The organism is Paenibacillus apiarius (assembly GCF_017052585.1).
Lineage (GTDB): Bacteria > Bacillota > Bacilli > Paenibacillales > Paenibacillaceae > Paenibacillus_B > Paenibacillus_B apiarius.
The window spans coordinates 2,482,424-2,494,408 of record NZ_JAFFHZ010000001.1 but is presented as its reverse complement, the minus strand read 5'-3'; the positions used below and the strand labels follow the sequence as shown (position 1 = coordinate 2,494,408).

Below are 11,985 nucleotides of genomic sequence, written 5' to 3'. Positions count from 1 at the left end.
CTATTCCTCCTGCGCCATTCTGTTATGCGTATCTGCGGGTGTCACATTCAACTTGATCTCGAATTGTCCCGTACATTGCTCTTCAATATAAAGCTGATATGCCCAAGTGAGCGTTAATTGATCGAACTGAAGCGGTCCATCAAATGGCCACGGCTCGTTCCATTCCATAAGAGAGGTATACGTAGTCATCGGAAAGCGAAGCGCTTCAGAGCGGTAATAGCCTCCCCGCTGCTCGCGATGGGAAAATGTCTGCTCCGACTCCACTTGTCCGCGCCGCGTCAATTTGATTTGCCGCTTGCTTATTTTTATCATCACCTGCGTAGGCGAGCTTGCACCTATATCGCTATCCTTCTTACCGTCCGGATGATTCACCGGCTCGGTATATCGTACATAGAAATGCTCCCCTTTGCGGTACAACTCTCCATTTACCTCTTGGGTTACACGCTCATCATCTTGACGGCTGTCAATGACGATGTGCACCTTGCGCTTGTTCGCCGGTTCCGATTGGCGTTCCGTCATCGTTATAACTCCAATTCTGCAAAGTCTGATTATTAAATTATCCGGTAATAACACACCTTTTGCAACCGGTTTGACCTGAAAAGTTCAACGTTTATTGTACAACGAAAAGCAAACCTTTCAAAATTGTAAGGTTGTTGATAGAAAAAACGATGGATTCATTCCCCATTGTTACACTATAATCCCTTTAGCCCTTAATAATTTGAGGCAACCCGTTCCCTAATTAAGGAGGTAGTAACGATGTTGTGGGTAGAATTAATGTCTTGGGTAAGCACACCCGCCGGGAAGTTCGTGTTCTTTATGTTAATCCTGCACGGGGCATGCGCGATCTGGACCTCTATCGACAGTTATCGGATCGACCGCTCCATCTTGTTCTCGGCAGGAATCACGCTTATCGTCAGTATTGCTCCGTTATTCGGCTTGATCATATATATCATGATTCGGCACACGAAGCTTACTTCCCACGTTCCGAAAACACCGCGAATGCGTTCCGCGATTTCGCGTTAATTTCTAACTGCGTTCTCATTAGTGTAGCCACAATCATAAAAGAACGTACAGTAAAGGGGCAGCCCCTAAGCAGGTAATTTGCTTAAGGAGCTGCCCCTATATTATTCGCAGATGCAAACCGCCATTCTATATCAATCCGTCTTACCATATCTGCTTTATGTTGCCTTTGTCCATTCTCCCCTAGAAGCCGCTTCTATTTTCGAAGCACAGACGGCCCTTCCACGAAACCAAGCAGCATTTCACGGATAATCTTGCTTGCCGTAATCGGCGTCTGCTCCGTCGGGTCGTATATCGGCGCTACTTCCACCAAGTCGCAGCCGACCACGTTCGCGTCCGAACGAGCGATAAGATGCACCGCCTCCAACAGCTCCTTCGACGTGATGCCGCCCGCTTCCGCCGTACCGGTGCCTGGCGCGCAGCTTGGATCGAGGACGTCGATATCGATCGTGACATACACGGGACGGCCTGCCAGCTCAGGCAGCGCCTTCTTCAATGGTTCCGCCACATCGAACGGGTAGAAGTTGATGTTCTCCCGAGCATACGTCCATTCTTCCCGGGATCCGGAACGGATGCCGAACTGATAAATGTTCTTGCTGCCCATCAGCCCCGCCGCCTTGCGAATCGGCGTCGAGTGGGACAGTGGCTCGCCCTCGTACTGCTCGCGCAGATCAGCGTGCGCATCGATATGGATGATCGCGAGGTCCGGGTACTTCTTGTACACTTCCTGGATGACCGGCCAAGTGACGAGATGCTCGCCGCCCATGCCAATCGGGAACTTGCCATCCGCAAGCAGCCCGCGAACGTAATCACCGATAATGTCCAGACTCTTCGCTGCATTGCCGAAAGGCAGCAGCAAGTCGCCGGCATCGAAGTAGTTCAGTTCTTCAATGCTCCGATCGAGATAAGGGCTGTACTCCTCCAGACCGACAGACGCCTCGCGTATACGGCCGGGGCCGAAGCGCGAACCGGGACGGAATGAGACCGTATAGTCCATCGGCATGCCGTAAATGACCGCTGTTGCGGCTTCATAATCATCCGAGCTGCAGATGAACACGTTGCCGGAATATTTTTGATCTATTTTCATCGTTGATGGCCTCCTTCGTTCTTTCCCTTTGCCTCGTTATTATTTGCAGAGATCTTCTACAAATTTAGGCAAGCAGAAGGCTGCGTTATGCAGACGCGGCGAGTAGTATTTCGTTTCCATTTCCGGAATGCTCGCTTCATCTATATTCATAGGATCGTATTGCTTGCTGCCGATAGTGAACGTCCACAAGCCGCTTGGGTAAGTCGGAATGTTCGCGCCGTACACGCGCACGATCGGGAAGATTTCCTTGACGTCACGGTTGACTTGCTGAATCAGATCCGCCTTGAACCAAGGGTTGTCCGTCTGTGCCACGAACAAGCCGTCTTCCTTCAACGCTTCGTAAATGCCTTGATAGAAGCCGCGTTCGAACAACGGCGCCGCAGGGCCGACAGGCTCCGTGGAATCAACCATGATGAGATCATACTCGTCTTTGCTGTTCAGGATATGCATATAGCCATCGTTGACGATAACTTCGACACGCGGGTTGTCGAGTTCTCCCGCAATTTCCGGCAAATATTTTTTGGAATATTCAATGACCTTTCCGTCGATTTCGACGAGAACCGCTTTTTCAACGGAAGGGTGCTTCATGATTTCACGAATGACGCCACCGTCTCCGCCTCCGACTACGAGCACTTTCTTCGGATTCGGATGTGTAACGAGGGCTGGGTGCGCGACCATCTCATGGTAGACGAATTCGTCTTTGATCGTAGTCATAACCATGCCGTCCAATACGAGCATTCGTCCGAATTCCTCGGTATCCAACATCGTCAGATGCTGAAACGGCGTCTGTTCATTCACGAACGTTTCGCGAATTTTTGCCGTAATGCCGAAGGTCGGCGTCTGCTTCTCTGTAAACCACAATTCCATAAAATCAACCTTCTTTCTTCCGATATGGTATCGTTGGTCCAGTCGAAATGCTCGTAATGGTTCCCATGTATACATTCGTAACACTTCATCTCCATTTTGCACCAAACAAGAGTATTATAGCGTTTCCCCCCCAAAAAGCAACTATCTCCCAAGTAATTATTTTCAACCCATTTCATCCTGTGTAGAGCCAATGAAGCGGCCGTATGCGGAAAAATAACAATTGTGCGGTGAATATCCTTTTTTATCCTACTCCATACTGATAGTAAGGACGACTTTAGCTGACTTGACCGGAGGACAGCAGCGGATGAAGAGGGGGAGCCCGACATGAATACGAAAAAAAACTGCACAAAGACAAAACGCCGGGGCCGCCTGTTCCTATGGAGCATCATTGGCACGCTTGCGCTCGGCCTCGGCGCTTCGGCTTCCGTGCTCGGCTATCTATATATGACGGATCTGCCCGTATCCAGCGCGCAGCAATCGTCTCAACTGCTGGATTATCATGGGGACGTGCTGACGATGCTTACGTCGGGGCAGACACAGCAGTCTGCGGTGGAGCTGGCTGATATCGCGCCTGAAGTCGTGCAAGCGACGATAGCGACCGAGGATCGCCAGTTCTATCATCACTTGGGCATCGATGTTAAAGGAGTAGCGCGGGCTTTTCTGGTCAATCTGGAGCATCTGTCGAAAAAGCAAGGAGCGAGCACCTTAACGCAACAGCTCGCCCGTAATCTGTATCTCAGCCATGAACGGACCTGGATCCGGAAGGCGAAGGAGGCGCTCTACGCGCTCCAGCTTGAGATGAAATACAGCAAAGACGAAATTCTCGAGATGTATCTGAATCAAGTATATTACGGCCATGGCGCCTACGGCATCGAAGCGGCGGCCCAGTTGTATTTCGACAAGCCCGCACGGAAATTGTCACTGGCGGAGAGCGCCTTGCTTGCAGGAATTCCACGCGGTCCCAGTTATTACTCGCCTTATTTAAATATGAAGAATGCAAAGGACCGCCAAAAAATCGTGCTGCAGAATATGGTCGATATAGGCGATATTACGCAGGATACGGCCAAGCGCGCATATGACGAATTGCTCGTCTTCCGGCCCCAGGAGGAGCGGGCCGAGACGCTCGCCGCCCCCTATTTTCGCGATTATATCCGGCGGGAGCTGGATGCGCTGGGCATCCCCGACGAGGTCGTGGAAGCCGGAGGCCTGCGCGTCTATACGACGCTTGATAAACGGGCGCAGAAGGCGGCGGAGGAAGCTGTCGCGAAGCAAATTCCCGCCGAGGGCGACCTGCAGGCTGCGCTCGTATCGATTGATCCGCGCAACGGATATATAAAAGCGATGGTCGGCGGCAAAAACTACCGCGTCAATCAATATAACCGCGTATTCGCGGATACGCGCCAGCCCGGATCGGCCTTCAAGCCTATCGTCTATCTGGCGGCATTGGAAAAACGGGCTGTCACGGCAGCTACGCATTTCGTAAGCGCCCCGACTTCATTCAGCTATGATGAAGGACGCCAAGTGTACAAGCCCCGCAATTACGGCGGAAAATATTATGGCGATATCGATCTTCGTCAAGCGATTGCAGCATCCGACAACATCTATGCGGTCAATACCATCATGCAAATAGGCCCAGAGCATGTCATCTCGCTGGCCAAGCGTCTCGGCATCGACAGCGGCATGAAGCCGCTGCCTTCTTTGGCGCTCGGCACGTTCCCCGTCAGCCCGTTCGAAATGGCTTCTGCTTACGCCGTGTTCAGCAACGAGGGCAAACGCGTGATTCCGCGCTCCATCTTGAAGGTAACGGCCCCGGATCGGCGGGTGCTGTATGAAGCGCCACCCGTGGAGTCGGAGCAGGTGATCGATCCGTCCGACGCCTACGTGCTGACGAGCCTCATGGAGAGCGTGTTCGAATCCGGCGGCACAGGCAACCGGGTCGCTGCCAACATCAAGCGGCCCGTCGCCGGCAAGACGGGAACGACGGACTCCGACGCGTGGATTGTCGGCTACACGCCGGAATTGTCGACCGCGGTCTGGGTCGGCTATGACCGCGGCAAGATGATTTCGGTGTCGGAATCGCATAAAGCGGCGCCCATCTTCGCCGACTATACGGAGAAGGCGCTGACGAGCGTACCTCCCAAAATCTTTACGGTGCCGGACAACGTGGTCAGCATTTATATCGATCCGGATACAGGGAAGCTTGCCGGAGAGAATTGTGCCTCCAAGCGTCTGGAAACGTTCGTGAAGGGAACTGAGCCGACGGAATGGTGTGACCAGCACGGAGCCGTACAACCTGGCTCGCCGCAGCAAACACCGGTTCAGGAGACGCAAGAAGCCGGGAAACGGTCATGGTGGCAGCACTTCAAACGGTGGTGGACCAATTGAACGTGAAAATGGGGCCTGCCTTATTCCACATGACGATTGCGGCCAGCCCCGATTCCCGCCAGTAAAATGACAAAGGAAGATACAAGCAAGGCAGCAATCGGCCATGTCCACGATGCTGTAACGTCATGCAGCATTCCGAGGCAAATCGGCCCCAATGCGGCCAGCGTATATCCCATCGATTGCGACATGCCGGACAGGGTGGCTGCCTGGACGGCGCTCTTCGCCCGCAATGCAATGAACATCAATGCCAGACTGATGCAGATGCCTTGCCCGATACCCATCAGAACAACGGCGGCAGTCACGATTGCCGGATGGCCGAACAGTAATCCCGCATATCCCACAAAGCTGATAATCGCTCCGGACGCAGCCGCCAACCGCTGATCCTTCATCCGCTCGGCGGCGGTCGGAATAAGGAACGTGATTGGGATACTCACCAACTGCATTACGGACAGCATCCATCCGGCATTTATCGGAGACCAGCCCTTGCTCAATAAAATATCTGGCAGCCAAGCGACAGACACGTAATAATTAAGCGATTGCAATCCCATAAATATCGTTATCTTCCATGCCAAGCCCGATGTCCACACATTCGTGCCCTTCTCGGACTTCGCGTGGTGCTTGCCCCCTGCCCGCGGCGCTCCAGAACGGATGAGCGGCAGCCAGACTAACATACCCAGCAGAGACAGCGCCCCCCATACGAGCAGCGAATTGCGCCATCCCCAGCCCAACCCCTCCGCTAACGGCACGCTGACGCCCGCCGCTATCGAAGCGAAAATACTCATCGTCATGCTGTATAACCCGGTCATGAATCCAATCCGATTCACGAACTTCTGCTTGATGATGCTCGGCAGAAGCACGTTGCATATGGCAATCGCTATCCCGATCCCCGCCGTGCCGATGAACAGCAGCGGGACGGAATCAATGGCCCGAATTCCGATGCCCAATGTCAGCACGAGCAGGCTCGCCACCAATGTGCGCTCCGTGCCGACGGTACGCGCAATGGAAGGCGCGAACGGGGACAACAATGCAAATGCGATTAGCGGAATGGTCGTAATCCAGCCGATGGCCCCGTTAGACAGGCCGGTGTCGTCCCGAATAAAGCCGATGAGCGGCCCTACCGATGCAATGGCCGTGCGCAAATTAGCGCCTGCCAGCAATAATCCCAGCAATAACAAAATCAACGTTTTATTTGACGGAACCGGTTGTTCCGCAGCTAGTGCCTGTCTCAATATGCAACTCTCCTTACCTCTCTATTCCTCGTATACTTCTAATGGTGGCAGTATTTCAACTTATATAGATTATCGATAGGCAAGCTGCAAAGACCGCCTTACCAGAAGTTCGGCTTCGTTTACATCCTGTTCTTCAATCGCATCTATTAATTGCTCGTGAATGAGGGTCATTTCGGCAGAACGAGTCTCGCTGCGCATGACCGAAGCGCAGACCGACTGCTGAACGGCTCCGGCTATGCTCTCGTACAGGCTGACGAGCAGGCGATTATGCGTTGCCGTTGCCAACGCCAAGTGGAAGCGGTAGTCGTGCTGGACATGGGCGCTATCGTCTCCCATTCGATGGGCCTCGCCGGACAGCCGCAGCCATTTCCGCATCTCCTCGATATCCGACTCCGTTCTGCGCTCGGCCGCGAGACGGGCGATTTCCCGCTCCAGACAGAAGCGCACCTCTGCCGTCTCCCGTTCATCGGCTTTCTTCAATTGATGGAACAACAGGGCGTTCAGGCTGCTCTTGGAGCAGACGTACGTTCCATCTCCTTGCCGCGCTTCCAATACGCCGACGTGAATCAATGACTTCAAGGCTTCCCTGATACTGTTGCGGCTGACGCCAAAAGCTTGGACAAGCTCCGGTTCCGGGGGAATGCGGCTGCCTAATGGCCACGATTCGGACTGAATCAGCTGCTCCATCCGCTCAATGGCCTGTTCCACCAATGTTTGTTTTCTTAAAGGACGCTGTTCCATTGTTCTCCTCCTCACATTTTTAAACATAGGATGATTGGATGTATTTTATATGTATTATATTACACACAAATGAGAACCATTGTCAATTAGATTCTGGCAACGCCAAAAAGACCTGTGCTCCTCTATGGGACACAGGTCTTCTTCATGTAACACTTTCTCCATCGTTGGGTTATTATGCCAACTGCGCTTTCAACTCATCCGTTGAACGTTCCCACCATTCCGCGTTGTGCGTCATGAGCAGTTCGCGCAATGCCGCCTTCTCCTCGGCGTCAAGTCCGTCCAATATGATGCGGCGCTTCATCGCGTAATCCATCTTGTTCACGTGATCGGCAAGAACCTTCCAGCCGCGCTTCGCTTCCGGATCGACGAGCATCTCGCACGCAGCCAGACCACCGTAGCATGCGCCTTCAGGCGTTCTGTCGACAGCCACCCACACTATCCAGCATTTGCGGCCGTTCGGCACGTCCTCCTTGTTCGGGGAGAACTTAATTCCCCGCTCTACCTTGCTCTTGGCATGCATGGCGCCTAAATCGATATAAGCTCTGCCTTCATCAATAATGACGGGCGATACATTGTTCAAATCGATGCTGCCTGAACCGAATCCTTTATGCTTACCGCTGCTCATTACATTCAGCGCAAGCGGCTTCTTAACCTTCTTATCCGAAGTATCCATCGTTATGCGCTCCTTCCTTGCCCTAATACTCCAGTACACGGGCGGCCTGGGGGGTGATCAAAATCATTTTCATTTTAGCTAATATTCCGCAAAAAGCCAACATATACATGCTGTAGATGCTTGTCAACGGGAGGTAAGAAACGTATGACCCGACGCAATGTCTATCGCCCACTTCTATTTATTATTGCACTCTTGGCCGCCAGCTTCATCCTCCTCGTCTGGCTCCGGCCGTCCGGCACCGTGCCTTCTCTCGGTCCGGAAGTGCAGAAGAAAGCCGCTCAGGAGCCAGTTACGCCGCAAAGCGTGGAGAAGCCGAGCGCCGAGGTGCTCAGTGAACGTATCGCTGAATACCATATCGATGTCAAACTGGACGAGTCCACTCATACTCTGTTCGGTGAGCAAACGGTCACTTGGAACAATCCGGGGCAGAAGACGGTTAATGAGATCTTTTTCAACCTGTATCCAAATGCGTTCCAATCCCCGGACTCAACCTTCATGAAAGAGTCAGGTGGCGTATTGCGGGAGGACAAGATGCCAAAGGACGGTTATGGAGGCATGACCTTACAGGAGCTGACTACCGTAGACGGCCACTCCTTAATGAACCGGATCGAATATGTTCAGCCGGATGACGGCAATGCGAAGGATCAGACGGTCATGAAGATTCGGCTGCCCCAGCCCGTCAAGAGTCAGGAGAAAATCACCTTGAAGCTCAAGTTCGAAGTGAAGCTGCCGAAAATATTTGCCCGCATGGGGTATGCAGATGATTTCGTCATGGCCGGACAATGGTACCCGAAGATCGCCGCCTATGAGAAGGCAGGCGTGCGCGGCAGGGCGGCCGAAGGCTGGAATGTGCACCAATACCACGGGAGCTCCGAGTTTTATTCCAACTACGGCATCTTCAATGTGCGCATCCAAGTGCCGGAATCATATATTGTAGCTGCGACCGGATTTCCCACGAAAACGCCTTATATCGCGGGTGGTTACAAAAACTATCACTTCTATGCGGATGACGTTCACGACTTCGCATGGTCGGCTTCGCCGAACTTCGTCTACTATGAAGAACCATTCTCTGCCCCGAATGTGCCGGGCGTCCGGATTAAGCTATATCTCGATCCGAAACATAAATTGCTGAAAGAACGCTATATGTATGCGGCGAAGACCGCACTCGCCAAGTTCAGCCATTGGTACGGCAAATACCCATATTCCACGCTCTCTATCGTCGTCCCGCCCAAGTCGGGCAACGGCGCCGGCGGGATGGAATACCCAACGCTCGTCACAGCGTTCGGCGCCGAGAATGATAGTCCAGGATATGATTTGGAGCGGACGGTCGTCCATGAGATTGGCCATCAATATTTTTATGGTCTCATAGCCTCCAATGAGTTCGAAGAGGCATGGCTTGATGAAGGGTTCACCTCCTATGCCGAGGACAAATTGATGGAGTCCGAATTCGGAGTCGTGCCGAATCTGGCCATCACATCCAGTTATATTACCGATCCAGCTCCGCTAAAGCTTGCCGCTTGGCGGTATAAACACCAGAATCATTATTCAGACAACGTATATTACCGTGCCAAGCTCGTGCTGCTCGCCATCGAGAAGCAGGTCGGGGAGAGAACGATGCAGCGCATTATGAAGACATACACCCAGAAATATCGCTTCCGTCATCCAACGACCGCCGATTTCCAACGTATCGTCGAACAGGTAACCGACCGCAAATGGACCGACTTCTTCAATCAATATGTGTACGGCGGCCAGATGGCTGACTTTGCCGTGGAAAGCATCGATGCCCGCACTATTGAAAAAGACGGGGCAATACGTTATGAAGCGACCGTCCATATTCGCAAGCTAGGCGCCGACTATCCGAACGTCCCGATCGTTTTCCGTTTCACGGACGGAAGCACGACACGCAAGGTGTGGGACGGGGATGGCGATCGGATGCAATACCGGCTCACTCATACAGCCCCGTTGGATTGGGTCATGGTGGACCCGCTCTATACGATTGTGGTAGAGAATAAACATATTAACAACTATATGAAAGCACAGATCGAGGAGCCCGCACGAACGCGAGCCAACTTAACCGTCATAAAATTCGTTGAAGCATTTACGAACATATTGGGGTGGTGAGATCGATGAAAGCTTATATGCAAACCGGTTGGGATTGGTTAAAAGAGCACATATATATTTGGGTCATCCTCTTTTTATACCAACTGTTATGGGGCTTCTTCGTCTACCGCTTCATTGACGGGATCGTGGTGCCCGTGCTGCGGCGGTATCCGGATCCGGCCCCAACCGAGATGAGCTCGCAGCTCTTTTTAATCGAAAGTCAGTTCCACCTCTCCAAAACGAACGATTACGCGCCTTATTTGTGGATACTGGTCGGCTGCGTTGCCATTCGCATGCTATTGACGCCCCTTATTGAAGCCGGCTTGTTCTACGCGATAGCCCAACCGCGCCAATCGGGACTGGCCTTTTTCCGCGGCATAAAAGCAATGTGGAAGCCGATGCTGCTGCTGTATGCCTTGAAGATGGTTCTGCTCCTGGCTCCCGCATATTGGTTTGTCCCGTATGCTGCGCACGTATTGACGGCCAGCTCCACCGCAGTATCGGCACTTGCATCCGTCGCTCCCTTTGTGCTTATATGGGCCGTATGTGGTTGGATATTTCATCATTTGTTCTTATTTATGCAATTTGGCGCCGCTTCGGAATTGTCATTGCTCCGCTCTGTGACGGCGGGGGTGCGCAAACTGCTCCCTATACTCGGGATTTCGCTAATTTTCATGGGCCTTGTGCTGGCTGTCAGCATATTATTTACAACCGCAGCGATGTTCTGGACCGGCATGACTGCGCTAATATTGCAGCAAGCATTTCCTGCCATTCGGGTCCTGTGCAAAATGTGGGGGTTGTCCGCCCGCTATGCCATATGGCAGGAGGCTAATCAGCAACCAAAATGAGAAGAATGTAACAATTCAAAAAAACGTCATATTACCGTTTAAAAGCGTGACAAAAAAACTTGTCTATCGTCGGAAATGCCGACCGGACAAGTTTTTTGCGTTTTTTGGACAAAAAGTGTTTGTCAAAGGAAAAAAGGTCTGTTACAATAAGTCGTAGATTTATTACAACTTTGTCATGAAAGCGACAGTAACATTTGCAAATTTGTAACTACCGTATACAGCAATTAAATCCGAACAATGCTGCCGAATTTCCGGACAACCGGAAAGCGGGGGAACCAGTTATTTGGGTGAATTGATCTCGTTTCACAGGGATCATAGGGGACCTTCAACCGAACCCTCCAGCTAACCTCGCAGGCAAGGAAGGGGCTTTCCAATTTGAAGAAGAAGCTAGTAACGGCGGTGCTGGGCCTCAGCGTCCTATTCACGTTCAGTGCAGGCAGCACTTTCGCGGCATCCAAGATGGATAACAAAATTGAAGATCTGTTAGGCATTTCGTACAAATATGGCGGAAGCACAACAAGTGGTTTCGATTGCTCCGGTTTCACCAAGTACGTGTTTGACAGTTTCGAAATCGATTTGCCTCGCTCCTCGTCGTCTCAATTCGACGTCGGTGAGAAGGTAAGCAAAGATGAATTGCGTCCTGGAGATTTAGTTTTCTTCGACACTAGCGGCGGCAACGGCATATCGCATGTTGGAATCTTTGTCGGCGACGGCAAATTTGCACATGCGTCGACAGACAAAGGCACCCGCATTGACAAGCTCAGCATGGACTACTATGAGAAACGCTATGTAGGCGCTAAACGCGTGATGAGCGAGAGCCAATATTCTTCATACGCAACGGAATAGCAATTACGTAGTCATATTGGAATTATACTTATATAGGCGTACATAACCCGATGGGAAGCGATAATCGCTGTCTGTCGGGTTTTTTATTTCGAAATTTATGCAGTATACCCATTCTAACAGCCTCAAAAAGCCATTGTCTTCCTCATACTATGAATTAAGAGGAGGCATGCTTATTAGCCGGCATACCTC

Annotated in this window: 11 protein-coding genes and 1 riboswitch; of the genes, 5 read left to right on the top strand and 6 right to left on the bottom strand. The window is 51.9% G+C overall.

Going from position 1 to position 11,985, the window contains the following annotated elements; genetic code table 11:
* Entirely contained in the window at nucleotides 1-519 is a 519-nt protein-coding gene (locus JSQ80_RS11385; RefSeq protein WP_206095370.1) for a YwiB family protein, read from the bottom strand.
* 237 nt (nucleotides 520-756) lie between these two features.
* Here JSQ80_RS11385 and JSQ80_RS11380 point away from each other — a divergent pair, with 237 nt between their 5' ends.
* The gene (locus JSQ80_RS11380; protein WP_087434149.1) at nucleotides 757-1,023 is read left to right on the top strand and encodes a hypothetical protein; all 267 of its coding nucleotides are present in this window, start codon (nucleotides 757-759) and stop codon (nucleotides 1,021-1,023) included.
* A 193-nt stretch (nucleotides 1,024-1,216) separates the two neighbouring features.
* Here JSQ80_RS11380 and speB read toward each other — a convergent pair whose 3' ends face one another.
* Together speB and speE are read right to left on the bottom strand one after the other, a co-directional pair.
* Nucleotides 1,217-2,107, bottom strand: coding sequence for an agmatinase (gene speB, locus JSQ80_RS11375; protein ID WP_206095369.1), 891 nt, complete (start codon nucleotides 2,105-2,107; stop codon nucleotides 1,217-1,219).
* A gap of 39 nt (nucleotides 2,108-2,146) precedes the next feature.
* A complete protein-coding gene (speE, locus tag JSQ80_RS11370; RefSeq protein ID WP_206095368.1) occupies nucleotides 2,147-2,974 on the bottom strand; it encodes a polyamine aminopropyltransferase in 828 nt (275 codons plus the stop codon).
* Nucleotides 2,975-3,298: 324 nt separating this feature from the next.
* On the opposite strand from speE, the gene JSQ80_RS11365 reads away from it, so the two are divergent.
* Nucleotides 3,299-5,359, top strand: a complete 2,061-nt coding sequence (locus JSQ80_RS11365; RefSeq protein WP_206095367.1) for a transglycosylase domain-containing protein — start codon at nucleotides 3,299-3,301, stop codon at nucleotides 5,357-5,359.
* A 20-nt stretch (nucleotides 5,360-5,379) separates the two neighbouring features.
* On the opposite strand, the gene JSQ80_RS11360 is transcribed toward JSQ80_RS11365, so the two are convergent.
* The 3 genes from JSQ80_RS11360 to JSQ80_RS11350 form a co-directional block, all read right to left on the bottom strand.
* Nucleotides 5,380-6,588, bottom strand: coding sequence for a CynX/NimT family MFS transporter (locus JSQ80_RS11360; protein ID WP_240463624.1), 1,209 nt, complete (start codon nucleotides 6,586-6,588; stop codon nucleotides 5,380-5,382).
* A gap of 69 nt (nucleotides 6,589-6,657) precedes the next feature.
* Nucleotides 6,658-7,329 carry a FadR/GntR family transcriptional regulator gene (locus JSQ80_RS11355; protein WP_176392856.1) on the bottom strand — a complete coding sequence of 224 codons (672 nt, stop codon included), beginning with the start codon at nucleotides 7,327-7,329 and terminating at the stop codon, nucleotides 6,658-6,660.
* Between the two features lie 172 nt (nucleotides 7,330-7,501).
* Complete coding sequence (locus tag JSQ80_RS11350) at nucleotides 7,502-8,002, bottom strand: YwhD family protein (RefSeq protein WP_206095366.1); 501 nt, start codon at nucleotides 8,000-8,002, stop codon at nucleotides 7,502-7,504.
* A gap of 144 nt (nucleotides 8,003-8,146) precedes the next feature.
* Between JSQ80_RS11350 and JSQ80_RS11345 the strand changes: the two genes are divergently transcribed.
* The 3 genes from JSQ80_RS11345 (at nucleotide 8,147) to JSQ80_RS11335 (ending at nucleotide 11,796) form a co-directional block, all read left to right on the top strand.
* Nucleotides 8,147-10,123, top strand: coding sequence for a M1 family metallopeptidase (locus tag JSQ80_RS11345; RefSeq protein WP_206095365.1), 1,977 nt, complete (start codon nucleotides 8,147-8,149; stop codon nucleotides 10,121-10,123).
* 5 nt (nucleotides 10,124-10,128) lie between these two features.
* Nucleotides 10,129-10,950 (top strand): carbamoyl transferase, encoded by an 822-nt coding sequence (locus JSQ80_RS11340; RefSeq protein WP_087434142.1) that lies wholly within the window; start codon nucleotides 10,129-10,131, stop codon nucleotides 10,948-10,950.
* Between the two features lie 231 nt (nucleotides 10,951-11,181).
* Nucleotides 11,182-11,322: riboswitch (cyclic di-AMP (ydaO/yuaA leader) on the top strand.
* A gap of 3 nt (nucleotides 11,323-11,325) precedes the next feature.
* Entirely contained in the window at nucleotides 11,326-11,796 is a 471-nt protein-coding gene (locus JSQ80_RS11335; RefSeq protein ID WP_087434141.1) for a C40 family peptidase, read from the top strand.
* The last annotated feature ends 189 nt before the right edge of the window (nucleotides 11,797-11,985 follow it).

Coding starts and splice junctions, on each gene's coding strand:
- JSQ80_RS11385 (WP_206095370.1), bottom strand. CDS start 519: ATGACGGAACGCCAATCGGAACCGGCGAACAAGCGCAAGGTGCACATC.
- JSQ80_RS11380 (WP_087434149.1), top strand. CDS start 757: ATGTTGTGGGTAGAATTAATGTCTTGGGTAAGCACACCCGCCGGGAAG.
- speB (WP_206095369.1), bottom strand. CDS start 2,107: ATGAAAATAGATCAAAAATATTCCGGCAACGTGTTCATCTGCAGCTCG.
- speE (WP_206095368.1), bottom strand. CDS start 2,974: ATGGAATTGTGGTTTACAGAGAAGCAGACGCCGACCTTCGGCATTACG.
- JSQ80_RS11365 (WP_206095367.1), top strand. CDS start 3,299: ATGAATACGAAAAAAAACTGCACAAAGACAAAACGCCGGGGCCGCCTG.
- JSQ80_RS11355 (WP_176392856.1), bottom strand. CDS start 7,329: ATGGAACAGCGTCCTTTAAGAAAACAAACATTGGTGGAACAGGCCATT.
- JSQ80_RS11350 (WP_206095366.1), bottom strand. CDS start 8,002: ATGGATACTTCGGATAAGAAGGTTAAGAAGCCGCTTGCGCTGAATGTA.
- JSQ80_RS11345 (WP_206095365.1), top strand. CDS start 8,147: ATGACCCGACGCAATGTCTATCGCCCACTTCTATTTATTATTGCACTC.
- JSQ80_RS11340 (WP_087434142.1), top strand. CDS start 10,129: ATGAAAGCTTATATGCAAACCGGTTGGGATTGGTTAAAAGAGCACATA.